This is a genomic window from Streptomyces sp. Root431, assembly GCF_001426585.1.
Lineage (GTDB): Bacteria > Actinomycetota > Actinomycetes > Streptomycetales > Streptomycetaceae > Streptomyces > Streptomyces stackebrandtii.
This window is the reverse complement of the sequence record NZ_LMEI01000004.1, coordinates 1-24,671: the sequence shown is the minus strand read 5'-3', so window position 1 is coordinate 24,671 and position 24,671 is coordinate 1. Positions and strand designations below refer to the sequence as shown.

The window sequence follows — 24,671 nt, the reverse complement described above, 5'->3', positions numbered from 1 at the left end:
TCGGCACCCACGCAGCCCGATGGATGGCAGAACACGGCGCCGAACACCTCCTCCTCGTCAGCCGCAGCGGCGACCAAGCCCCCGGAGCCACCCAACTCGCCGAAGAGCTCCGCACGCTCGGGGCGCGCGTCACCTTCGCCGCCGCTGACGTCGCCGACCCCGACGCCATGCGCACCCTCCTCGACACCATCCCCGCCGACACCCCCCTCACCGCCGTCCTCCACACCGCCGGCGCGCCGGGCGGCGACCCGCTGGACGCCACCGGCCCCGAGGACATCGCCCGCATCCTGGGGGCGAAGACCAGCGGCGCCCAGGTCCTCGACGAGCTGCTGCAGGGCACTCCGCTGGACGCCTTCGTCCTCTACTCCTCCAACGCCGGGGTGTGGGGCAGCGGCGGCCAGGGCGTCTACGCGGCGGCCAACGCCCACCTCGACGCGCTCGCCGCCAGGCGCCGGGCCCGCGGCGAGACCGCGACCTCGGTCGCCTGGGGCCTCTGGGCGGGCGACGGCATGGGCCGGGGCGCCGACGACGCGTACTGGCAGCGGCGCGGCATCCGCCCGATGAGCCCGGACCGCGCCCTGGACGAGCTGGCCAAGGCCGTGTGCCACGACGAGACCTTCGTCGCCGTCGCCGACGTGGACTGGGAGAGGTTCGCGCCCGCGTTCACGGTCTCCCGTCCCAGCCTCCTGATCGACGGCGTCCCGGAGGCGCGGCAGGCGCTCGCCGCCGGCGCCGCGGCCCCCGGCGACGCCTCCTCGGCGTCCGGGCAGTCGTCGGCGCTGGCCGCGATCACCGCGCTCCCCGAGCCGGAGCGCCTGCCCGCGCTCCTCACGCTCGTCCGCACCCACGCGGCGGCCGTACTCGGCCACCCCTCCCCCGACCGGGTGGCCCCGGGCCGCGCCTTCACCGAGCTCGGCTTCGACTCGCTCACGGCCGTGCAGCTGCGCAACCAGCTCTCGGCGGCGGTCGGCGCCAAGCTCCCCGCCACCACGGTCTTCGACCACCCGACGCCCACCGCGCTCGCCGCGTACCTCCACCAGGAGTACGTCGCACCGGCGGACCCCGCCCCCACCGACTGGGAGGGGAGGGTGCGCCGGGCGCTGTCCGAGCTGCCCCTCGACCGGCTGCGCGACGCGGGTCTCCTCGACGCCGTCCTGCGCCTCACGGGCATCGAGCCCGAGCCGGCGCCCGGCGGCCCGGCCGGCGACACCGCCGGTGCCGACGGAGAGCCGGAGGCGGAGCCGGCGGCTTCGATCGACGACCTCGACGCCGAGGCCCTGATCCGTATGGCTCTGGGCCCCCGCACCACCTGACCGCGGTCCGGTCACACGCCCCCCACACACCCACAACCCCATCCACGAGCGGAAGACCACACCCAGATGACGAGTTCCAACGAGCAGTTGGTGGACGCTCTGCGCGCCTCTCTCAAGGAGAACGAAGAACTCCGCAAAGAGAGCCGCCGCCAGGACGACCGTCGGCAGGAGCCCATGGCGATCGTCGGCATGAGCTGTCGCTTCGCCGGCGGTATCGGGTCCCCCGAGGACCTCTGGGACGCCGTCGCCGCGGGCAAGGACCTCGTCTCCGACGTGCCCGAGGAACGCGGCTGGGACATCGAATCCCTCTACGACCCGGAGCCCGGGCGGAAGGGCACGACGTACGTCCGCAACGCCGCGTTCCTCGACGACGCCGCCGGCTTCGACGCGGGGTTCTTCGGGATCTCGCCCCGCGAGGCCCTCGCCATGGACCCGCAGCAGCGGCAGCTCCTCGAAGCCTCCTGGGAGGTCTTCGAGCGGGCCGGCATCGACCCCGCGTCGGTGCGCGGCACGGACGTCGGCGTGTACGTGGGCTGCGGCTACCAGGACTACGCGCCGGACATCCGGGTCGCGCCCGAGGGCACCGGCGGCTACGTCGTCACCGGCAACTCCTCCGCCGTGGCCTCGGGGCGCATCGCGTACTCCCTCGGTCTTGAGGGGCCCGCCGTGACCGTGGACACGGCCTGCTCCTCCTCGCTCGTCGCCCTGCACCTGGCCCTGAAGGGCCTGCGGAACGGCGACTGCTCGACGGCCCTCGTAGGCGGTGTGGCGGTCCTCGCGACGCCGGGGGCGTTCATCGAGTTCAGCCGGCAGCAGGCCATGGCCGCGGACGGCCGGACCAAGGGGTTCGCCTCGGCGGCGGACGGCCTCGCCTGGGGCGAGGGCGTCGCCGTGCTCCTGGTCGAGCGCCTCTCCGACGCGCGGCGCAAGGGACACCGGGTGCTGGCCGTGGTGCGCGGCAGCGCCATCAACCAGGACGGTGCGAGCAACGGGCTCACGGCCCCGCACGGCCCCTCGCAGCAGCGGCTGATCCGGCAGGCCCTCGCCGACGCGCGGCTCACGTCGCGGGACGTGGACGTCGTGGAGGGCCACGGCACGGGGACCCGGCTCGGCGACCCGATCGAGGCACAGGCTCTGCTCGCCACGTACGGGCAGGGGCGTTCGCCGGGACAGCCGCTGCGCCTGGGCACGGTGAAGTCCAACATCGGCCACACGCAGGCCGCTTCGGGGCTCGCGGGCGTCATCAAGATGGTGCAGGCGATGCGCCACGGCGTGCTGCCGAAGACGCTGCACGTGGACGAGCCGACGGACCAGGTCGACTGGACGGCGGGCGAGGTCGAGCTGCTCACCGAGGCCGTGGACTGGCCGGCGCAGCCGGGCCGCCCGCGGCGGGCGGGCGTCTCGGCGTTCGGCGTCGGCGGCACGAACGCGCACGTGGTCCTTGAGGAGGCCCCGACCACCGAGGCGGCGCGGGCCGTCGAGTCCCCGGCCGGTGTCGTGCCGTGGCTCGTCTCCGCGAAGACCCCCGCCGCGCTCGACGCCCAGATCGGACGGCTCGCCGCGTACGCGGACAGCCGTACGGACCTGGGTCCGGCCGTGGCGGCTCGTACGCTGCTCGACGGGCGCACGGCGATGGAGTACCGCGCGGTCGCGGTCGGCGACAGCCGGGAGGCTTTGCGGGACGCCCTGCGGATGCCGGAGGGGCTGGTACGCGGCACGGCGTCCGACCTCGGACGGGTGGCCTTCGTGTTCCCGGGCCAGGGCACGCAGTGGGCCGGGATGGGAGCCGAACTCCTCGACGTATCGAAGGAGTTCGCGGAAGCCATGGCCGAGTGCGAGACCGCACTCTCCCCGTACGTCGACTGGTCCCTTGAGGCCGTCGTCCGGCAGACGCCGGGTGCGCCCTCACTGGAGCGGGTCGACGTCGTCCAGCCCGTCACCTTCGCCGTCATGGTCTCCCTCGCCCGCGTGTGGCAGCACTACGGCGTGACGCCGCAGGCCGTCATCGGCCACTCCCAGGGCGAGATCGCCGCCGCCTACGTCGCCGGGGCCCTGACCCTCGACGACGCCGCCCGCGTCGTGGCTCTGCGCAGCCAGTCCATCGCCGCGCACCTCGCCGGCAAGGGCGGCATGATCTCCCTCGCTCTCAGCGAGGAGGCCACCCAGCAGCGGATCGAGAACCTCGACAGCCTGTCGGTCGCGGCCGTCAACGGCCCGACCGTCACCGTCGTCGCCGGCGATCCCGCCCAGATCCAGGAACTCGCCGACGCCTGCGAGGCCGACGGCGTCCGCGCGCGGATCATCCCCGTCGACTACGCCTCCCACAGCGCCCACGTCGAGATCATCGAGGAAGACCTCGCCAAGGTCCTCGCCGGGCTGACCCCGCAGGCTCCGCGGGTCCCGTTCTTCTCCACGCTCGAAGGCTCCTGGATCACCGAGGCGGCTCTGGACGGCGCCTACTGGTACCGCAACCTCCGCCCGACGAAGGCTTCACCCACTTCATCGAAGTCAGCGCCCACCCCGTCCTCACCATGGCCCTCCCCGAGACCGTCACCGGACTCGGCACCCTCCGCCGCGACCAGGGCGGACAGACCCGGCTCATCACCTCCCTGGCCGAAGCCTGGGCCAACGGCCTCCCCGTCGACTGGACTTCCCACCTCCCTTCCTCGACCACCCACGCCGACCTCCCCACCTACGCCTTCCAGCACCGCCCCTACTGGATCAACCCCTCGGCCCCCGGTGAAGCGCCCACGCACACCGCTCCCGAGAGCGAGACCGAGGCCGAGGCCGGACCGGCGTGGGGTCTCGACGTCGCCGATCTCGACGAGGAAGGGCGGCGCGGCGTCGTCCTCGCCATGGTGCTGCGGCAGGCGGCCGCCGCGCTCGGGCACGACACGCCCGACGAGCTCCCCGCCGACCGGCCCCTGCGGGAGCTCGGCTTCGACTCGCTGACGGCCGTCGAGCTCCGTAACCGCATCAACCGGCTGGCCGGGCTCCAGCTCCCCGCCACCGCCGTCTTCGAGCACCCCACGCCCGCCGCGCTGGCCGACCGCGTCAGCGGCGAGCTGGCCGAGCGGGGCTGGGCCGTCGCCGAACCCCGTACGGAAGAGCGACCCACCGCCCCGACCACCCCCCAGTCCACCACCGCCCCGCGCCGCTCCCCCGGCGCCACCCCCGGCGCAGACGGCGGCATGTTCCGCGCCCTGTTCCGGCAGGCCGTGGAAGACGGCCGGTACTCCGAGTTCCTCGGCGTCCTCGCCGAAGCCTCGTCGTTCCGACCGCAGTTCGCCACGCCCGAGGATTGTGCGGAGCGGCTCGACCCGGTGCTGCTCGCCGGCGCGCCGGCGGACCGAGCGGGCGGCCGTACCCTGCTCGTCGGCTGCACCGGCACCGCGGCGAACGGCGGCCCGCAGGAGTTCCTGCGGCTCAGCGCCTCCTTCCAGGAGGAGCGGGACTTCCTCGCCCTGCCGCTGCCCGGCTACGGCACCGGTACGGGTACCGGCACCGCGCTCCTCCCCGCCGACCTCGACACCGCGCTCGACGCCCAGGCCCTGGCGCTCCTCCGGGCCGCCGGGGACGCCCCGGTGGTCCTGGTCGGGCACTCCGGCGGCGCCCTGCTCGCCCACGAGCTCGCCTTCCGCCTGGACCGGGCCCATGGCGCCCCGCCCGCCGGGATCGTCCTGGTCGACCCCTATCCGCCGGGCCATCAGGAGCCCGTCGAGGCGTGGAGCAGGCAGCTCGGCGAGGGTCTGTTCGCCGGCGAGCTGGAGCCGATGGCCGACTCGCGGCTGCTGGCCATGGGCCGGTACGCCCGGTTCCTCGCCGACGCGCGGCCGGGTCGCAGCAGCGCGCCCGTCCTCCTCGTGCGTGCCTCCGAGCCGCTGGGCGAGTGGTCGGAGGAGCGCGGTGACTGGCGTGCCCACTGGGACCTTCCGCACACCGTCGTGGACGTGCCCGGCGATCACTTCACGATGATGCGGGACCACGCGCCCGCCGTCGCCGACGCCGTCATCTCCTGGCTCGACGCCGTCGAGCGGGGCACGGCGCAGGGGGCGGACCAGTGAGCGACAGATCCCTGAACGTGGACAGCAGCCTGTGGATCCGGCGTTTCCACCCGTCGCCGCACAGCACGGTGCGGCTGGTCTGCCTGCCGCACGCGGGCGGTTCCGCCAGCTACTTCTTCCGTTTCTCCGAGGAGCTGCACCCCTCCGTCGAAGCGTTGTCGGTGCAGTACCCGGGGCGGCAGGACCGGCGCGCGGAGCCGTGCCTGGAGAGCGTCGAGGAGCTCGCCGAGCACGTGGTCGCGGCGACGGAACGCTGGTGGCAGGAGGGCGGTCTCGCCTTCTTCGGGCACAGCCTCGGAGCCTCCGTCGCCTACGAGGCGGCCCGGATCCTGGAGCAGCGGCACGGGGTGAAGCCCGAGGGCCTGTACGTCTCCGGGCGGCGCGCGCCGTCGCTCGCGCCGGCCGGGCTCGTCCACCAGCTGGACGACCGGGCCTTCCTGGCCGAGATCCGGCGCCTGAGCGGCACCGACGACCGGTTCCTCCAGGACGACGAGCTGATGCGGATGGTGCTGCCCGCGCTGCGCAGCGACTACAAGGCCGCGGAGACGTACGAGCACCGGCCGTCCGCCAAGCTCGCCTGCCCGGTGATGGCCCTGGCCGGCGACCGGGATCCGAAGGCGCCGCTGAACGAGGTGGCCGAGTGGCGTCGGCACACCAACGGGCCGTTCTGCCTGCGCGCCTACTCGGGCGGCCACTTCTACCTCAACGACCAGTGGCACGAGATCTGCAACGACATCTCCGACCACCTGCTCGTCACCCGCTGCGCACCCGATCCGCGTGTCGTGCAGCCCCCGACCAGTCTTATCGAAGGAGCGGCGAAGAGATGGCAGAACCCACGGTGAGCGACGACCTGACGGGGGCGCTCACGCAGCCCCCGCTGGGCCGTACCGTCCGCGCGGTGGCCGATCGCGAACTCGGCACCCACCTCCTGGAGACCCGCGGCATCCACTGGATCCACGCCGCGAACGGCGACCCGTACGCGGCCGTGCTGCGCGGCCAGTCGGACGACCCGTATCCCGAGTACGAGCGGCTGCGGGCCCGCGGTCCGCTGTCCTTCAGTCCGACGGGCAGCTGGGTCGTCTCCGGGCACGCCCTGGCGGCGAGCGTCCTGTCGTCCGCGGACTTCGGGGTGTCCGGCGCGGACGGCGGGCCCGTGGCGCAGCAGGTCCTCTCGTACGGGGAGGGCTGCCCGTTGGAGCACGAGCGGGGGCTGCCGGCGGCGCGCGGGGCGGCGGAGTCCGGTGACCGTGCGGTGGTGGAGCGGGTTCACCGGGAGACCCTGGAGGGCCTGGTTCCGGACCCGTCGGCGTCGTACGCGTTCGAGCTGGTGGGCGGGTTCGTCCGTCCGGCGGTGACGGCCGCGACGGCCGCCGTGCTGGGTGTCCCCTCGGACCGGCGGGCGGAGTTCGGCGCGCTCGTGGAGCAGCTCCGGCCGCTGTCGGACAGCCTGCTGGCCCCGCAGTCACTGCGGACGGTACGGGCGGCCGACGACGCGCTGGCCGCGCTCACGGTCCTGCTCGCCGACTCCGCTGCCGACTCCTCGGCCGACGCCGCTGCCGATGCCCCGGCCGGGTCACTCCGGCCGGACGGCGCTCTGCTGTCGGCGCTCGGGGTCTCCGCCGCCGTCCGGCTCACCGGCAACGCCGTGCTGGCCCTCCTCGCCCACCCCGGGCAGTGGAAGGAGCTGTGCGAGCGGCCCGGGCTCGCGCCGGCCGCGGTGGAGGAGACCCTCCGCTACGACCCGCCCGTGCAGCTGGACGCCCGGGTGGTGCGTACGGAGACCGAGTTGGCGGGCCGGCGGCTGCCGGTCGGCGCCCATGTCGTCGTCCTCACCGCCGCGGCCGGCCGGGACCCGGAGGTCTTCGCGGACCCGGAGCGCTTCGACCTCGCGCGCCCCGACGCCGCCGCGCACCTCGCGCTGCACCCCGCAGGTCCGTACGGCCCGGTGGCGTCCCTGGTCAGGCTGCAGGCGGAGGTCGCGCTGCGGACCCTGGCGGGCCGCTTCCCGGGGCTGCGGCAGGCCGGGCCCGTGCTCCACCCCCGTCGCGCTCCCGTCGGCCGCGGGCCGCTGAGCGTCCCGGTGAGCGCCTGAGACACCGGGCGGGCGCGGTCCCCCGCGCCCGCCCCACCCCGCCCCGCCCCTCCACCGGCAGGAAGGACAACGACGCCATGCGCGTCCTGCTGACCTCGTTCGCACATCACACGCACTACTACGGCCTCGTGCCCCTGGCCTGGGCCCTGCTCGCCGCCGGCCACGAGGTGCGGGTCGCCAGCCAGCCCGCGCTCACGGACACCATCACCGGGTCCGGGCTCGCCGCAGTGCCCGTCGGCACCGACCACCTCATCCACGAGTACCGGGTGCGGATGGCGGGCGAGCCGCGGCCGAACCACCCGGCGATCGCCTTCGACGAGGCCCGTACGGAGCCGCTGGACTGGGACCACGCCCTCGGCATCGAGGCGATCCTCGCCCCGTACTTCTACCTGCTCGCCAACAACGACTCGATGGTCGACGACCTGGTCGACTTCGCCCGTTCCTGGCAGCCGGACCTGGTCCTGTGGGAGCCGACGACCTACGCGGGCGCCGTCGCCGCGCAGGTCACCGGCGCCGCGCACGCCCGGGTCCTGTGGGGGCCGGACGTGATGGGCAGCGCCCGCCGGAAGTTCGTCGCGCTGCGGGACCGGCAGCCGCCCGAGCACCGGGAGGACCCCACCGCGGAGTGGCTGACGTGGACGCTCGACCGGTACGGCGCCTCCTTCGAGGAGGAGCTGATCACCGGTCAGTTCACCGTCGACCCGACGCCGCCGAGCCTGCGGCTCGACACCGGTCTGCCGACCGTCGGCATGCGCTACGTTCCGTACAACGGCACGTCGGTCGTGCCGGACTGGCTGAGCGAGCCGCCGGCGCGGCCCCGGGTGTGCCTCACCCTCGGCGTCTCCGCGCGTGAGGTCCTCGGCGGTGACGGCGTCTCCCAGGGCGACATCCTGGAGGCGCTCGCCGACCTCGACATCGAGCTGATCGCCACGCTCGACGCGAGTCAGCGCGCCGAGATCCGCAACTACCCGAAGCACACGCGGTTCACGGACTTCGTGCCGATGCACGCGCTGCTGCCGAGCTGCTCGGCGATCATCCACCACGGCGGTGCGGGCACCTACGCGACGGCCGTGATCAACGCGGTGCCGCAGGTCATGCTCGCCGAGCTGTGGGACGCCCCGGTCAAGGCGCGGGCGGTCGCGGAGCAGGGGGCGGGGTTCTTCCTGCCGCCGGCCGAGCTCACCCCGCAGGCCGTCCGGGACGCCGTCGTCCGCATCCTCGACGACCCCTCGGTCACGACCGCCGCGCACCGGCTGCGCGACGAGACGTATCGCGACCCCACCCCCGCGGGAATCGTCCCCGAGCTGGAGCGGCTGGCCGCCCAGCACCGCCGCCCGCCGGCCGACGCCCGTCCCTGAGCCGTCCCTCCGACCCGTCCGGGGCACGCCCCCGGCCCACCGAAAGCAGGAGTTCCGTGTCCTACGAAGTCGACCACGCCGACGTCTACGACCTGTTCTATCTCGGTCGCGGCAAGGACTACGCCGCCGAGGCCTCCGACATCGCCGACCTGGTGCGCTCCCGTACGCCCGAGGCGTCCTCGCTCCTCGACGTGGCCTGTGGCACGGGCACGCACCTGGAGCACTTCACCAAGGAGTTCGGCGACACGGCCGGCCTGGAGCTGTCCGAGGACATGCTGAACCACGCCCGCACGCGGCTGCCCGACGCCACGCTCCACCAGGGCGACATGCGGGACTTCCGGCTCGGCCGTAGGTTCTCCGCCGTCGTCAGCATGTTCAGCTCGGTCGGCTACCTGCGTACGACCGACGAACTCGACGCGGCCGTCGCCTCGTTCGCGGAGCACCTGGAGCCCGGCGGCGTCGTCGTCGTCGAGCCGTGGTGGTTCCCGGAGACCTTCGCCGACGGCTGGGTGAGCGCGGACGTCGTCCGCCGGGACGGGCGCACCGTGGCCCGCGTCTCGCACTCGGTGCGGGAGGGCGACGCGACGCGCATGGAGGTCCACTTCACGGTGGCCGACCCGGGCAAGGGCGTGCGGCACTTCTCCGACGTCCACCTCATCACGCTCTTCCACCAGGCCCAGTACGAGGCCGCGTTCACGGCCGCCGGGCTGCGCGTCGAGTACCTGGAGGGCGGGCCGTCGGGCCGCGGCCTCTTCGTCGGCGTGCCCGCCTAGGGCCTGTCCGGCGGATCAGGGCCGGACAGGCCCTAGGTCCTGGACCAGAGCCGACCCCCCACAGACTCCCCGGGACGAACCCCCGGGTGCACCAAGTACAGAGAGAGAAACGAACAGTGACAGGTAAGTCTCGAATACCGCGTGTCAGGCGCGGCCGTACGAGCCCCAGGGCCTTCACCCTGGCCGTCGTCGGCACTCTCCTCGCGGGCACCACCGTCGCGGCGGCCGCCCCCGGCACCGCCGGGGCGGCGAACGTCCAGTACACGACCCGGGCGGCGGAGCTCGTCGCCCAGATGACGCTGGACGAGAAGATCAGCTTCGTCCACTGGGCGTTGGACCCCGACCGTCAGAACGTCGGCTACCTCCCGGGCGTGCCGCGTCTCGGCATCCCGGAGCTGCGTGCCGCCGACGGCCCGAACGGCATCCGCCTGGTGGGCAAGACGGCCACCGCGCTGCCCGCGCCGGTCGCCCTGGCCAGCACCTTCGACGACACCATGGCCGACAGCTACGGCAAGGTCATGGGCCGCGACGGTCGCGCGCTGGGCCAGGACATGGTCCTGGGCCCGATGATGAACAACATCCGGGTGCCGCACGGCGGCCGGAACTACGAGACCTTCAGCGAGGACCCCCTGGTCTCCTCGCGCACCGCGGTCGCCCAGATCAAGGGCATCCAGGGTGCGGGTCTGATGACCACGGCCAAGCACTTCGCGGCCAACAACCAGGAGAACAACCGCTTCAGCGTGAACGCCACGGTCGACGAGCAGACGCTCCGCGAGATCGAGTTCCCGGCGTTCGAGGCGTCCTCCAAGGCCGGCGCGGCCTCCTTCATGTGTGCCTACAACGGCCTCAACGGGAAGCCGTCCTGCGGCAACGACGAGCTCCTCAACAACGTGCTGCGCACGCAGTGGGGCTTCCAGGGCTGGGTGATGTCCGACTGGCTCGCCACCCCGGGCACCGACGCCATCACCAAGGGCCTCGACCAGGAGATGGGCGTCGAGCTTCCCGGCGACATCCCGCCGGGCGAGCCCTCGCCGCCGGCCAAGTTCTTCGGCGACGCGCTGAAGACGGCCGTCCTGAACGGCACGATCCCCGAGTCGGCCGTGACGCAGTCGGCGGAGCGCATCGTCAACCAGATGGACAAGTTCGGTCTGCTCCTCGCCACCCCGGCGCCGCGGCCCGAGCGCGACAAGGCGGGCGCCCAGGCGGTCTCCCGCAAGGTCGCCGAGAACGGCGCGGTGCTCCTGCGCAACGAGGGCCAGGCCCTGCCGCTCGCCGGTGACGCCGGCAAGAGCATCGCGGTCATCGGCCCGACGGCCGTCGACCCCAAGGTCACCGGCCTGGGCAGCGCCCACGTCGTCCCGGACTCGGCGGCGGCTCCGCTCGACACCATCAAGGCCCGCGCGGGCGCCGGTGCGACGGTGACGTACGAGACGGGTGAGGAGACCTTCGGGACGCAGATCCCGGCGGCGAACCTCAGCCCGGCGTTCAACCAGGGCGTGCAGCTCCAGCCGGGTCAGGCCGGGGCGCTGTACGACGGCACGCTGACCGTGCCCGCCGACGGCGAGTACCGGATCGCGGTCCGCGCCACCGGTGGTTACGCCACGGTGCAGCTCGGCAGCCACACCATCGAGGCCGGCCAGGTCTACGGCAAGGTGAGCAGCCCGCTCCTCAAGCTCACCAAGGGCACGCACAAGCTCACCATCTCGGGCTTCGCGATGAGCGCCACCCCGCTCTCCCTGGAGCTGGGCTGGGTGACGCCGCAGGCGGCCGACGCGACGATCGCGAAGGCCGTGGAGTCGGCGAAGAAGGCCCGTACGGCCATCGTGTTCGCCTACGACGACGGCACCGAGGGCGTCGACCGTCCGAACCTGTCGCTGCCGGGTACGCAGGACAAGCTGATCTCGGCGGTCGCCGACGCCAACCCGAACACGATCGTGGTCCTCAACACCGGTTCGTCGGTGCTGATGCCGTGGCTGTCCAAGACCCGTGCGGTCCTGGACATGTGGTACCCGGGCCAGGCGGGTGCCGAGGCCACCGCCTCGCTGCTCTACGGTGACGTCAACCCGAGCGGCAAGCTCACGCAGAGCTTCCCGGCCGCCGAGAACCAGCACGCCGTCGCAGGCGACCCGAACCGCTACCCGGGCGTCGACAACCAGCAGCAGTACACCGAGGGCATCCACGTCGGGTACCGCTGGTTCGACAAGGAGAACGTCAAGCCGCTGTTCCCGTTCGGGCACGGCCTGTCGTACACCTCGTTCACGCAGAGCGCCCCGACCGTCGTGCGGACGACCACGGGCGGCCTGAAGGTCACGGTCACGGTCCGCAACAGCGGGCAGCGCGCGGGCCAGGAGGTCGTCCAGGCGTACCTCGGTGCCAGCCCGAACGTGACGGCCCCGCAGGCGAAGAAGAAGCTCGTGGGCTACACGAAGGTGTCGCTCGCCGCGGGCGAGTCGAAGACGGTGACGATCAACGTCGACCGCCGTCAGCTGCAGTTCTGGGACGCCGCGGCGGACTGCTGGAAGACGGGGACGGGCAACCGTCTTCTGCAGACCGGTTCGTCCTCCGCCGACCTGCGCGGCAGTGCGACGGTCAACGTCTGGTGACGTGACGCCGTGAAGACGGCGGTGCCCGCCACCCGGGAGGGTGGCGGGCACCGCCTTTTCGGGCTGTGTACGGCCGGATCAGCCGGCGTTCACGGCCCATTCGCGCACGGCCTCGACGACCCGCAGCGCCTGTGCGCGCTCCAGGTGCGGGCCGATCGGCAGACTGAGGACCTGCCGTGCGAAGCTCTCGGCGCGGGGCAGCGAGCCCTCCGGCAGGGGGCCGGCGGGCAGGGCGTCGCCCGCGTAGGCGGCGGAGAGGTGGACCGGCACCGGATAGTGCGTGAGCGTGTCGATGCCGCGGGCGTCGAGGTGGTCCCGCAGCTCGTCGCGGCGCTCGGTGCGCACGGTGAAGAGGTGCCAGACGGGGTCGGTGTCGGGTGCGGTGACCGGCAGGGCGATGCCGGGGAGTCCGGCGAGCCCGGAGAGGTACTCGGCGGCCAGCGCCGACCTGCGGCCGTTCCAGGCGTCGAGGTGGGCGAGGCGGATCCGCAGGACGGCCGCCTGCATCTCGTCCAGCCGGGAGTTGGTGCCCTTCATCTCGTGGCTGTACTTCTGCCGGGAGCCGTAGTTGCGGAGCATCCGCAGCCGTTCGGCGAGCTCGGGGTCGCCGGTGACGACGGCGCCGCCGTCGCCGAAGCAGCCGAGGTTTTTGCCCGGGTAGAAGCTGAAGGCGGCCACGGACGATCCGGAGCCGATGCGCCGGCCCCGGTAGCGGGCGCCGTGCGCCTGCGCGGCGTCCTCCACGATGTGCAGGTCGTGCCGGGCCGCCAGGTCGCGGAGGGCGTCCATGTCGGCCGGGTGTCCGTAGAGGTGGACGGGGAGGAGCGCCTTGGTGCGGGGGGTGATCGCCTTCTCGACGAGCAGCGGGTCCAGGGTGGGGTGGTCCTCGCGCGGCTCCACGGGCACGGGTGTCGCGCCGGTCGCGGTCACGGCGAGCCAGCTGGCGATGTACGTGTGCGAGGGGACGATCACCTCGTCGCCGGGTCCGATGCCGAGGCCGCGGAGCGCGAGCTGGAGGGCGTCCATGCCGCTGTTCACGCCGACGGCGTGGTCCGTCTCGCAGTAGGCGGCGAACTCGTTCTCGAAGCCTTCCAGTTCGGGTCCGAGGAGGTAGCGGCCGGAGTCGAGGACGCGGGCGATCGCGGCGTCGGTCTCGGCGCGCAGCTCGTCGTAGGCGGCCTTGAGGTCGAGGAAGGGGACGCGGGGGGTGGGTACGCGGGTGGTCACGCGGGCACCCCCGCGGTCGCGGCGGGCAGCTCGGGGGCGGGGGTCTTCAGGGGCTCCCACCAGTCGCGGTTCTCGCGGTACCAGCGCACGGTGCGCGCGAGGCCGTCGGCGAACGCGACCTGCGGCCGGTAGCCGAGCTCGCGCTCGATCTTCCCGCCGTCGAGGGAGTAGCGGAGGTCGTGGCCCTTGCGGTCGGCGACCTTGCGGACGGACGACCAGTCGGCGCCGAGCGAGTCCAGGAGGATGCCGGTGAGTTCGCGGTTGGTCAGCTCCAGGCCGCCGCCGATGTGGTAGATCTCGCCGGCCCGGCCGCCCGCGAGGACGAGCGCGATGCCGCGGCAGTGGTCGTCGGTGTGCACCCACTCGCGGACGTTCGCACCGTCGCCGTACAGCGGCAGGGTCCCTCCGTCGAGGAGGTTGGTCACGAAGAGGGGGATCAGCTTCTCGGGGTGCTGGTAGGGCCCGTAGTTGTTGCAGCAGCGGGTGATGCGGACGTCGAGGCCGTACGTGCGGTGGTAGGCGCGGGCGACGAGGTCGGAGCCGGCCTTCGACGCGGCGTAGGGGGAGTTGGGCTCCAGCGGGCTGCTCTCGGTCCAGGAGCCGGAGTCGATCGACCCGTACACCTCGTCGGTGGAGACGTGCACGACCCGGCCGACACCGGCGTCGACGGCGCACTGGAGGAGGGTCTGGGTGCCCTGCACGTTGGTCTCGGTGAAGACGGACGCGCCCGCGATGGAGCGGTCCACGTGGCTCTCGGCCGCGAAGTGGACGATGGCGTCCACGCCGGGCAGCTCGCGGGCGAGGAGGCCGGCGTCGCGGATGTCGCCGTGGACGAAGCGCAGCCGCGGGTCGCCGTCCACGGGGGCCAGGTTGGCGCGGTTGCCCGCGTAGGTGAGGCTGTCCAGGACGATCACCTCGTCGGCGGGTACGTCGGGGTACGCCCCGGCGAGGAGTTGCCGCACGAAGTGCGAGCCGATGAAGCCCGCACCTCCGGTCACCAGAAGCCGCACGGTGTCTTCCTTTCGGTCGCGCGGTGGGTCGCGCTGTCGGTGCTGTCGGAGCTGACGGAGCTGACGGAGCTGACGGTGGCGCTGTGGGTCACGCGGTCGGTCGCGGGCACGCGAAGGCCGCGAGGGGTCGTTCCCCTCACGGGGTTCCCTCGCGGCCGGCGATCTCCATCAGGTACGTGCCGTACTCGGTGCGGGAGAGGCGTTCCCCCAGGCCGTGACAGGCCTCGGCGTCGATGAAGCCCATCCGGAAGGCGATCTCCTCAAGGCCGGCGATCCAGACGCCCTGCCGCTCCTCCAGGACCTGGACGTACTGGGCGGCCCGGAGGAGCGAGTCGTGGGTGCCGGTGTCCAGCCAGGCGAAGCCGCGGCCCAGGTCGACGAGTTCGGCCCGGCCGCGCTCCATGTAGACGCGGTTGACGTCGGTGATCTCCAGCTCGCCGCGGGCCGAGGGCCGGATGTTCTTGGCGATGTCGACGACGTCGTTGTCGTAGAGGTAGAGGCCGGTGACGGCGAGGTTGGAGCGCGGCTTCTCCGGCTTCTCGACGAGGCCGGTCAGCCGGCCCTCGGCGTCCACCTCGGCGACGCCGTACCGCTCGGGGTCCTTGACGGGGTAGCCGAAGAGCACGCAGCCGTCGAGCCGCGCGATGCTGTCCCGCAGGAGCGTGTAGAGGCCGGGCCCGTGGAAGATGTTGTCGCCCAGGATCAGGGCGCAGCTGTCGTCGCCGATGTGGCCGGCGCCGACGAGAAGTGCGTCCGCGATTCCCGCGGGCTCTTTCTGGACCGCATAGTCGAGTTCGATTCCCAGATGGCTGCCGTCTCCGAGCAGCGACTGGAAGAGTTCGATGTGCTGGGGGGTGGAGATGATTTGTATCTCGCGAATACCGCCGAGCATGAGAACCGACAGCGGATAGTAGATCATCGGTTTGTTGTAGACCGGAAGAATCTGTTTCGAAATCACCGAGGTCGCCGGATGCAGTCGAGTTCCGCTCCCGCCGGCCAGGACTATTCCCTTCATTCCCGGAAGCTAGCAGGAGAGCGTCGGCAATAACGGTTGGCGGTACCTAGATAGGGGGGCGCTAGGGGCTGTGCAGGGGGAGTGCCGTCTCCTCCTTCGGGGGGTGGGGAAAACGCCGAGGGCCCGGCCGGACGGCCGGGCCCTCGGAAGGGGAGAGCGTGCGGGTGGGGATCAGCGCAGGAAGCCGCGGACGTCTTCCCAGCCGTCCGCCGCGTCCCGCTCCAGCTGGTTCAGGCGGGCGGTGACGACCTGGTCGAAGCCGTCCATGAAGTACTCGTCGCCGTCGCGGGCCTCCACCTGGCCGCGGCGCTCGACGAAGTCCCTGACGACCTCGGTGAGGGAGGTGTCGGGGGTCACGCGGCCCGCGATGTACCGGGTGGCGCCGTCCAGGTCGGGGAAGCCGGCCTCGCGGTACAGGTACACGTCGCCGAGGAGGTCGACCTGCACGGCGACCTGCGGGTGCGCGGTGGGCCGCATGGTTTCGGGCTTGATCCGCAGGAGTTCGGCGTCGGCGCCGGCCCGCAGGCTGTTCAGGGCGTAGCCGTAGTCGATGTGGAGGCCGGGGGTGCGCTCGTTGACCCGCGCTTCGAAGGCGGCGAGGGCCTCCTGGAGCTCGGCCCGCTCCTGCTGGGGCAGCTTGCCGTCGTCGCGGCCGCTGTAGTCCTCGCGGATGTTGACGAAGTCGATCGTCCGGCCCTGACCTGCCTCGTTGAGGTCGGCGATGAAGTCGACAAGGTCGAGCAGGCGCGAGGCGCGGCCCGGGAGCACGATGTAGGCGAAGCCGAGGTTGATCGGCGACTCGCGTTCGGCCCGTGCCTTCTGGAAGCGGCGCAGGTTCTCGCGGACGCGGGTGTGGGCGGCCTTCTTGCCGGTGGTCTGCTCGTACTCCTCGTCGTTGAGGCCGTAGAGCGAGGTGCGGACGGCGTGCAGGTCCCACAGGCCGGGCTGGCGCTCCAGGGTGCGCTCGGTGAGCGCGAAGGAGTTCGTGTAGACGGTGGGCCGCAGGCCGTGCTGGACGGCGTGCGCGGCCAGGGTGCCGAGGCCGGGGTTGGTGAGGGGCTCCAGGCCGCCGGAGAAGTACAGGGCGAACGGGTTGCCCGTGGGGATCTCGTCGATGACCGAGCGGAACATCGCGTTGCCGGAGTCGAGGGCGGACGGGTCGTAGCGGGCACCGGTCACGCGGACGCAGAAGTGGCAGCGGAACATGCAGGTCGGGCCGGGGTAGAGGCCGACGCTGTACGGGAAGACGGGCTTGCCGGCGAGGGCCGCGTCGAAGACGCCGCGCTGCTCCAGGGGCAGCAGGGTGTTCTTCCAGTACGCCCCCGCGGGGCCGGTCTCGACGGCGACGCGGAGCTCCGGCAGCTGCCCGAACAGGGCGAGGAGGCGGCGGAAGGCGTCCCGGTCGACGCCCAGGTCCCGGCGGGCCTCTTCGAGCGGGGTGAAGGGGCTGTTGCCGTAGCGGACGGCGAGCCGGACGAGGTGCCGGGCGGTGGTTCCGGCCTCGTCGGACGGGACGAGGCCGCCGGCGACGAGGGTCTGGCCGACGGCGTGGGCCGCCGCCCCCAGGTCGGCTCCGGGGTGCGCGCAGCGTTCGGCCGGGGCGGTGGCGGCGGGGGCAGGGGCGGTCATCAGGAGCGTCCAATCGTGGGCGTGGGCGTGGTGGTCCGGGGGGCGACGGCGGGCTTCACGGCCTGGCCGCCCGGGGGGCGACGGCGGCGTCCGCCGGGTCGCGGTGGCGCGCGGTCAGCTCGTGGCCCCGGGTCGCGCAGAACCGCAGCACGTCGCCGACGCGGCGGATGTCGTCCTCGTCGACGGCGGTGCCGGTCGGCAGGGAGAGCACGCGCTCGGCGAGGCGTTCGGTGTGCGGCAGCGGGGCGTGCGGCTGCCCGCGGTACGGCTCCAGCTGGTGGCAGCCCGGGGAGAAGTAGGCGCGGGTGTGGATCCCTTCGGCCTTCAGGACGTCCATCACCAGGTCGCGGTGGATGCCGGTGATCTCCTCGTCGATCTCGACGATCACGTACTGGTGGTTGTTGACGCCGTGCCGGTCGTGGTCGGCGACGAGGACGCCGGGGATGCCTTCCAGCTGCGTGCGGTAGGCGGCGTGGTTGGCCCGGTTCCTGGCGATGACCTCGGGGAACGCGTCGAGGGAGGTGAGGCCCATGGCGGCGTTGGCCTCGCTCATCTTGGCGTTCGTGCCGCCGGCGGGGCTGCCGCCGGGCAGGCCGAAGCCGAAGTTGTGGAGGGCGCGCATCCGGTCGGCGAGGTCGGCGTCGCCGGTGACGATGGCCCCGCCCTCGAAGGCGTTGACGGCCTTGGTGGCGTGGAAGCTGAAGACCTCGGCGTCGCCGAGGCTGCCCGCGGGCCGGCCGTCGATCGCGCAGCCGAGGGCGTGGGCGGCGTCGAAGAACAGCCGCAGGCCGTGCTCGTCGGCGACCTTCCGCAGCTGGTCGGCGGCGCAGGGGCGGCCCCACAGGTGGACGCCGACGACGGCGGAGGTGCGGGGGGTGACGGCGGCGGCGACCTGCTCCGGGTCGAGGTTGCCGGTGTCCGGGTCGATGTCGACGAAGACCGGGGTGAGGCCGATCCAGCGCATCGCGTGCGGGGTGGCGGCGAACGTCATCGACGGCATGATCACTTCGCCGGTCAGGCCGGCGGCGTGGGCCAGGAGCTGGAGCCCGGCGGTGGCGTTGCAGACGGCCACGGCGTGCCGGACGCCGGCGAGGTCGGCGACGCGCTCCTCGAACTCGCGGACGAGCGGACCGCCGTTGGACAGCCACTGGCCGTCGAGGGCCCGGTCGAGCCGCTCGTAGAGCTTGGCGCGGTCGATGCGGTTGGGCCGCCCCACGAGGAGCGGCTGGTCGAAAGCGGCGGGGCCGCCGAAGAATGCGAGGTCGGATAAGGCGCTTTTCACGGATGTTCCCTCCGGGCCACCGTCACGAAATGATTCGCCGATCCGGGAATCCCGAACGAGGTCGCCGCGCTCCACCGTGACGTACGACGAGATGGTCGATTGTGGTGGTCGATTTCGGGGGGACTCTAATCCGCGCGCAACGGACCGACAAGAGCACATTGCCACACCGAGGATGTGCTTCGGATCACATCTGCTTCCGGGGTATTCCATCGGCGGTCCGAATGTGATGATGCTTGACAGGATCCGGGAATCAGCGGAGCCGTCGGGAGGACCGGGGCGCGCTCCGCGGAAGAGTACGCGCGAGAAGTCCCGTTCCTCTTCCCGTTTCCGTTCCGCTTCCGGTTCCCAGTCAGGAGTTCTCCGTGCGCACCCACGAGGGCACGACGGCGTCGCCCCCGGTACTCGATCTGGCCGCCCTGGGGAAGGACTTCGCGGCCGACCCCTATCCGACGTACGCCAGACTCCGCGCCGAAGGCCCGGCCCATCGGGTGCGCACCCCCGACGGGGACGAGGTGTGGCTGGTCGTCGGCTACGAGCAGGCGCGGGCGGTCCTCACCGACCCTCGGTTCAGCAAGGACTGGCGCAACTCCTCGACGGTGCTGACCGAGGCGGAGACCCAGGTCAACCAGAACATGCTGGAGTCCGACCCGCCGCGGCACACCCGGCTGCGCAAGCTGGTGGCCCGTGAGTTCACCATGCGTCGCGTCGAGTTGCTGCGCCCCCGCGTCCAGGAGATCGTCGACGGCCTCATGGACGCCATGCTGGCGGCCCCCGACGGGCGCGCCGACCTGATGGAGGCCCTGGCCTGGCCGCTGCCGATCACCGTGATCTCCGAACTCCTCGGCGTGCCCGAGCCGGAGCGCGCGGCCTTCCGCGTCTGGACCGACGCCTTCGTCTTCCCCGACGACCCCGCCGAGGCCCAGACGGCGATGGCCGAGATGAGCCGCTACCTGTCCCGGCTGATCGACTCCAAGCGCGGCGTGCAGGGCGAGGACCTGCTCAGCGCGCTCGTGCGGACCAGCGACGAGGACGGCTCGCGGCTGACCCCCGAGGAGCTGCTCGGGATGGCGCACATCCTGCTGGTCGCGGGCCATGAGACGACGGTCAATCTGATCACCAACGGCATGTACGCGCTCCTCTCGCACCCCGACCAGCTGTCCGCCCTGCGCGCCGACATGACGCTCTTGGACGGTGCCGTGGAAGAGATGCTGCGCTACGAAGGACCGGTGGAATCGGCGACCTACCGTTTCCCGGTCGAACCCGTCGACCTGGACGGAACGGTCATTCCGGCCGGCGACAAGGTCCTCGTCGTCCTCGCCGACGCCCACCGCACGCCGGAGCGCTTCCCCGACCCGCACCGCTTCGACATCCGCCGGGACACGAGCGGGCACCTCGCGTTCGGCCACGGCATCCACTTCTGCCTGGGCGCCCCACTGGCCCGGATGGAGGCCCGGATCGCCGTCCGCGCCCTCCTCGAACGCTGCCCGGACCTCGCCCTGGACGTCTCCCCCGGCGAGCTCGTCTGGTACCCGAACCCGATGATCCGCGGGCTCAAGGCCCTGCCGGTCCGCTGGCGCCGAGGGCGCGAAGCGGGCGGGCGCACCGGCTGAACCCGCGCGTCCCCCGAGGCCGGGCGGTCGCACGCCCGGCGCCCGGTTCGGTGCCCTTTCGCCGTAACAGGAGCTGGTTAGAGTGATCGGCGGGCGGCCGAAAAGTTCGGTGCCCGGACGAGGGGGACTTCCGCGATGAATCTGGTGGAACGCGACGGGGAGATAGCCCATCTGGGTGCCGTTCTTGACGCATCCGCCGCAGGCGACGGGACGCTCTTACTCGTCTCCGGGCCGGCCGGCAGCGGGAAGACGGAGCTGCTGCGGTCGCTCCGCCGCCTGGCGGCCGAGCGGGGGACGCCCGTGTGGACGGTCCGGGCGCTGCCGGGCGACCGCGACGTCCCGCTGGGCGTGCTCTGCCAGTTGCTGCGCAGCGCCGAGCAGCACGGTGCCGACACGTCCACCGTCCGCGACCTGGTCGACGGGGCTTCGCGAAGGGCCGGGAACCTGACCTCTCCCGCCGACGCGCCGCTCCGCGTCGACGAGACGCACCGGCTGCACGACTGGCTGCTGTCCGTCGCCCGCGGCACCCCGTTCCTCATCGCCGTCGACGACCTGACCCACGCCGACACCGCGTCCCTGAGGTTCATCCTGCACTGTGCCGCCCACCCCGACCAGGGGGGCATCGGCTTCGTCCTCACCGAGCGCGCCTCGCAGCGCGCCGGGTACCGGGTGTTCCGCGCCGAGCTGCTCCGCCAGCCGCATTGCCGCAGCATGTGGCTGGCCGGTCTGCCCCCGAGCGGTGTACGCCGGTTCCTCGCCCACCACTACGGCCCCGAGGCGGCCGAGCGGCGAGCTCCCGCGTACCACGCGGCGACCGGCGGGAACCCGCTGCTCCTCCGGGCGCTGACCCAGGACCGGCAGGCGGCCCGCACCACCCTCGGCGGGGCCGGCGGCGACGACCCCGTGCACGGCGACGCCTTCGCCCAGGCCGTCCTCGACTGTCTGCACCGCAGCACCGAGGGCACCCTGGAGACGGCCCGCTGGCTCGCCGTCCTCGAACAGGCCGATCCGCTCCTGGTGGAGCGGCTCACCGGCGCGACGGCCACCGCCGTCGAGCGCCACCTCCTGGAGCTCGGCGCGATCGGCCTCCTCGGCGAGGACGGCACGCTCGGGCATCCCGCGATACGCGAGGCCGCCCTCCAGGACCTGCCGGCCGCGGACCGCACCGAACTGCACCGGCGCGCCGCCGAGCAGCTGCACCGCGACGGCGCCGACGAGGACACCGTCGCCCGTCACCTCCTCGTCGGCGGCGCCCCGGACGCCCCCTGGGCGCTGCCGCTGCTCGAACGGGGCGCGCAGCAGGCCCTGTTCGACGACCGTCTCGACGACGCGTTCCGGATCCTCGAATTCGCCGTGCGCTCCAGCACCGACAACACGCAGCTGGCCCGCCTCGCCCCGCACCTGGTCGCGGCGTCCTGGCGGATGAACCCGCACATGACGACCCGGGCGCTCGCGCTCTTCGACCGGCTCCTGGGCGGCGAACTGCCGCCCAGCCACCCGGTCATGGCACTGATCCGCTGCCTCGTCTGGTACGGGCGGCTGCCCGAGGCCGCCGACGCGCTGTCCCGGCTGCGGCCCGGCACCGACAGCGAGAACCTGGAACTGTCGCTGACCCGCATGTGGCTGGCGGCGCTGTGCCCTCCGCTCCTGGAGTCGCTCCCGGATGCGCCCGAGCCGGAGCGGGGTCCCGTCCCGGTGCGGCTCGCGCCCCGGACGACCGCGCTCCAGGCCCAGGCGGGCGTCTTCCAGCGGGGCCCGGACAACGCCTCGGTCGCACAGGCCGAGCAGATACTGCAGGGCTGCCGCCTGTCGGAGGACACGTACGAGGCGCTGGAGACGGCCCTGCTCGTGCTCGTCCACGCCGACCGGCTCGACCGGGCGCTGTTCTGGTCGGACGCGCTGCTCGCCGAGGCCTCGGAGCGCCGCTCGCTCGGCTGGGAGGCGGTCTTCGCCGCGACCCGGGCGATGATCGCGGTCCGCTGCGGGGACCTCCCGACGGCCCGGGAGCGGGCCGAGCTGGCGCTCTCGCACGCGGCGCCGGAGAGCTGGGGCCTCGCGGTGGGCGTGCCCCTGTCCGCGCTGCTCCTCGCCTGCACGGAGGCCGGCGAGTACGAGCAGGCGGAGCGGGTCCTGCGGCAGCCGGTGCCGGACGCGATGTTCGACTCGCGGCACGGCATGGAGTACATGCACGCCCGGGGCCGTTACTGGCTGGCGACGGGACGGCTGCACGCGGCGCTCGGCGAGTTCATGCTCTGCGGGGAGATCCTGGGCAGCTGGAACCTCGACCAGCCGTCGATCGTGCCGTGGCGGACCTCGGCCGCCGAGGTCTATCTGCGGCTCGGCAACCGCCAGAAGGCCAGGGCGCTGGCCGAGGCGCAGCTCGCCCTGGTGCGGCCCGGTCGGTCCCGTACGCGCGGCCTCACCCTGCGGGTGCTCGCGGCGGCCGCGGACGGCCAGCAGGCGGAGCGGCTGCACGCCGAGGCGGTCGACATGCTGCACGACAGCGGGGACCGGCTGGAGCACGCGCGGGCGCTGGCCGGGATGAGCCGTCACCAGCAGGCGCAGGGGGACAACTACCGGGCCCGGATGACCGCGCGGCTCGCCGGCGACATGGCGTGGGCCTGCGGCGCGTACCCGCTGGCCGAGGAGATCGTGCCGGGCCGTGGCGGCCGCCGGGCGAAGGCCGTGAGCCCCGACCTGGAACTGCCGGGCGGGCCGGACGTCGGCCTGCTGTCGGAGGCGGAGCGGCGCGTCGCGGCCCTCGCCGCCCGGGGATTGACGAATCGTCAGATAGCGCGCCGGCTCTGCGTCACCGCGAGCACGGTCGAGCAGCACCTGACGCGCGTGTACCGGAAGCTGAACGTGACCCGCAGGGCGGACCTCCCCGTCAGCCTCGCCCAGGACAAGTCCGTCACCGCGTGAGGCGCCCCGGGGACGCCGGGCGGCCGTTCACCGCCCTGCCTCCCCGGGGGCGCCCGGATCACACGGCGCCGAGCGGCGTTGCCTGCGGAGCGTCCGGGCCCCACGCCGCGCGGAGCGCGTCGCAGACCTCTCCCACGGTGGCGCCGGCCGCGAGGGCCTCCTTCGCGCCGCGCACTCCTCCGCCACGTCGTTGCGGATCGTGCCGGTCAGCGCGAGTCGCGGCCCATCCGGGTCGGCAGGTCGAAGGCGACCGTGAGCCCCGGCGTGCCGTCGGCGATCAGCCGCTTGTAGCGGGCGTTGGACTCCCGGGCGGTCCCGGACCCGGCGTACGCGGATCCGGTGTGCCCGGACCCGGCGTCCGCGGACTCCGCGCACACGACGGCCCCGGCGCCGGAGCCGGACTCGCCGTACAGGACGACCCCGGCACCGGACCCGCCGTACAGGACGGCCCCGGACGGCGGCTCGGCGTAGCCGACGGGCGGGCCGGACTGCGTCGTCCGGCCCGCCTCCGTCGGCTCCCTCACAGGGCCCCGTCGAAGAGGGCGGGGGTGATCACCGCGGCCTCGGGGCCGTACGTGGCGACCAGCCGCTCATGGAGCCCCTCCCGCGTGACCCCGTACGTCTGCGGACCGACCGACTCCAGGGCGAAGGTGGCCATGGCCGCGCCCGCCCGGGCCGCGTCGACGACCTCGAGGCCGGAGGCCAGCGCCGCGAGGAAGCCCGCGCGGAAGGCGTCGCCGCCGCCGGTGGGGTCGGCGGCGTCCGTCGCGGGGACGGCCGCGCTCTCGATGCCCGGCCGGCCGGCCGTGTCGATGCGGCACCCCTTGGCGCCGAGCGTGGTGATCCACGTCCCGACCCGGTCGAGCACCTCCGCCTCGGTCCAGCCGGTCTTGCTCAGCAGCAGTGCCCGCTCGTACGCGTTCGTGAAGAGCAGTTCGGCCCCGTCGACGAGCTCCCGGACGCTGTCGCCCTCCAGCCGCGCGAGCTGCTGCGAGGGGTCGGCCGCGCGGCGGACGCCCAGCTCGCGGCAGACCCGCGTGTGGCGCACCATCGCCTCCGGGTCGTCCGCACCGATGAGGACCAGGTCCGGCCCGCCGGGCCGCCCGACCGTCTCGCCCAGGTCGATGTCGCGCGCCTCGGCCATCGCTCCCGCGTAGAACGAGGCGAGCTGGTTGCCGTCCTCGTCGGTGGTGCACATGAAGCGGGCGGTGTGCTGCCGCTCCGACACCCGTACGGCGCCGGTGTCGACGCCCGCGGTGCGGAGCAGCTCGCCGTACCCGTCGAAGTCCTTGCCGACGGCGCCGACGAGGACGGGGCGGCGGCCGAGCAGGCCGAGGCCGTACGCGATGTTGGCCGCGACGCCGCCGTGCCGGATGTCGAGGGTGTCGACGAGGAAGGAGAGGGACACGTGGGCGAGCTGGTCCGGCAGGATCTGCTCGGCGAAGCGACCCGGGAAGGTCATCAGGTGGTCGGTGGCGATCGACCCGGTGACGGCTATCCGCATGTCAGATCCCCGCGGCCTTCTTCAGGGCGTCCACGCGGTCGGTGCGCTCCCAGGTGAAGTCCGGCAGCTCGCGGCCGAAGTGGCCGTAGGCGGCGGTCCGGGAGTAGATCGGGCGGAGCAGGTCGAGGTCGCGGATGATCGCGGCCGGGCGCAGGTCGAAGACCTCGCCGATGGCGTTCTCGATCTTCTCGGTCTCGACGGTGTTGGTGCCGAAGGTCTCGACGAAGAGACCGACGGGCTCGGCCTTGCCGATCGCGTAGGCGACCTGG

General features: G+C 73.2%; 17 protein-coding genes and 1 pseudogene. 10 read left to right on the top strand and 8 right to left on the bottom strand.

All coding sequences use genetic code 11. The features are described from left to right. The 8 genes from ASC82_RS04415 to ASC82_RS04380 all read left to right on the top strand — a co-directional run. Positions 1-1,313: beta-ketoacyl reductase (locus ASC82_RS04415; protein ID WP_157863432.1), on the top strand; the 1,313-nt coding region annotated here is incomplete at its 5' end. Positions 1,314-1,379: 66 nt separating this feature from the next. Next, positions 1,380-4,265, top strand: a complete 2,886-nt coding sequence (locus tag ASC82_RS04410) for a type I polyketide synthase (RefSeq protein WP_347336067.1) — start codon at positions 1,380-1,382, stop codon at positions 4,263-4,265. Continuing rightward, on the top strand, positions 4,169-5,377 hold the full coding sequence (locus ASC82_RS29840; protein WP_056641854.1) for an alpha/beta fold hydrolase: 1,209 nt from the start codon (positions 4,169-4,171) through the stop codon (positions 5,375-5,377). The genes ASC82_RS04410 and ASC82_RS29840 overlap by 97 nt, the downstream gene beginning before the upstream one ends. After that, on the top strand, positions 5,374-6,219 hold the full coding sequence (locus ASC82_RS04400) for an alpha/beta fold hydrolase (RefSeq protein WP_199862462.1): 846 nt from the start codon (positions 5,374-5,376) through the stop codon (positions 6,217-6,219). The genes ASC82_RS29840 and ASC82_RS04400 overlap by 4 nt, the downstream gene beginning before the upstream one ends. Next, positions 6,201-7,469, top strand: a complete 1,269-nt coding sequence (locus ASC82_RS04395) for a P450-derived glycosyltransferase activator (protein WP_079039035.1) — start codon at positions 6,201-6,203, stop codon at positions 7,467-7,469. Before ASC82_RS04400 ends, ASC82_RS04395 begins: the two co-directional genes overlap by 19 nt. A gap of 77 nt (positions 7,470-7,546) precedes the next feature. Continuing rightward, positions 7,547-8,827 (top strand): activator-dependent family glycosyltransferase, encoded by a 1,281-nt coding sequence (locus tag ASC82_RS04390; RefSeq protein WP_056641850.1) that lies wholly within the window; start codon positions 7,547-7,549, stop codon positions 8,825-8,827. Between the two features lie 56 nt (positions 8,828-8,883). Next, a complete protein-coding gene (locus ASC82_RS04385) occupies positions 8,884-9,600 on the top strand; it encodes a class I SAM-dependent methyltransferase (protein ID WP_056641847.1) in 717 nt (238 codons plus the stop codon). A gap of 116 nt (positions 9,601-9,716) precedes the next feature. Continuing rightward, complete coding sequence (locus ASC82_RS04380; protein WP_242427545.1) at positions 9,717-12,203, top strand: glycoside hydrolase family 3 C-terminal domain-containing protein; 2,487 nt, start codon at positions 9,717-9,719, stop codon at positions 12,201-12,203. A gap of 78 nt (positions 12,204-12,281) precedes the next feature. On the opposite strand, the gene ASC82_RS04375 is transcribed toward ASC82_RS04380, so the two are convergent. The 5 genes from ASC82_RS04375 to ASC82_RS04355 all read right to left on the bottom strand — a co-directional run bounded on the left by ASC82_RS04375 (position 12,282) and on the right by ASC82_RS04355 (position 18,366). Beyond that, positions 12,282-13,430, bottom strand: coding sequence for a DegT/DnrJ/EryC1/StrS family aminotransferase (locus ASC82_RS04375; protein ID WP_056641845.1), 1,149 nt, complete (start codon positions 13,428-13,430; stop codon positions 12,282-12,284). After that, a complete protein-coding gene (gene rfbB / locus ASC82_RS04370; protein WP_056641842.1) occupies positions 13,427-14,440 on the bottom strand; it encodes a dTDP-glucose 4,6-dehydratase in 1,014 nt (337 codons plus the stop codon). Before rfbB ends, ASC82_RS04375 begins: the two co-directional genes overlap by 4 nt. Before the next feature lie 136 nt (positions 14,441-14,576). Continuing rightward, complete coding sequence (gene rfbA / locus ASC82_RS04365) at positions 14,577-15,455, bottom strand: glucose-1-phosphate thymidylyltransferase RfbA (RefSeq protein ID WP_056641840.1); 879 nt, start codon at positions 15,453-15,455, stop codon at positions 14,577-14,579. 171 nt (positions 15,456-15,626) lie between these two features. Continuing rightward, on the bottom strand, positions 15,627-17,084 hold the full coding sequence (desII, locus tag ASC82_RS04360; RefSeq protein WP_056641836.1) for a dTDP-4-amino-4,6-dideoxy-D-glucose ammonia-lyase: 1,458 nt from the start codon (positions 17,082-17,084) through the stop codon (positions 15,627-15,629). Positions 17,085-17,139: 55 nt separating this feature from the next. Next, complete coding sequence (locus ASC82_RS04355) at positions 17,140-18,366, bottom strand: dTDP-4-dehydro-6-deoxyglucose aminotransferase (protein WP_056641834.1); 1,227 nt, start codon at positions 18,364-18,366, stop codon at positions 17,140-17,142. Positions 18,367-18,728: 362 nt separating this feature from the next. Here ASC82_RS04355 and ASC82_RS04350 point away from each other — a divergent pair, with 362 nt between their 5' ends. Continuing rightward, positions 18,729-19,976, top strand: a complete 1,248-nt coding sequence (locus ASC82_RS04350; RefSeq protein WP_056641832.1) for a cytochrome P450 — start codon at positions 18,729-18,731, stop codon at positions 19,974-19,976. Between the two features lie 135 nt (positions 19,977-20,111). Further along, a complete protein-coding gene (locus ASC82_RS04345) occupies positions 20,112-22,898 on the top strand; it encodes a LuxR family transcriptional regulator (RefSeq protein WP_079039034.1) in 2,787 nt (928 codons plus the stop codon). 212 nt (positions 22,899-23,110) lie between these two features. Here the strand turns inward: ASC82_RS04345 and ASC82_RS04340 are convergent. From ASC82_RS04340 to ASC82_RS04330, 3 genes and pseudogenes are all read right to left on the bottom strand, one after another. Then, a pseudogene (locus tag ASC82_RS04340) lies at positions 23,111-23,275 on the bottom strand (methylmalonyl-CoA mutase family protein); the annotation flags it as partial. 143 nt (positions 23,276-23,418) lie between these two features. After that, complete coding sequence (locus ASC82_RS04335; protein ID WP_056641822.1) at positions 23,419-24,402, bottom strand: carbohydrate kinase family protein; 984 nt, start codon at positions 24,400-24,402, stop codon at positions 23,419-23,421. A 1-nt stretch (position 24,403) separates the two neighbouring features. Then, the coding region (locus tag ASC82_RS04330) for a methionine adenosyltransferase domain-containing protein (protein ID WP_199862460.1) at positions 24,404-24,671 on the bottom strand (268 nt) is incomplete at its 5' end.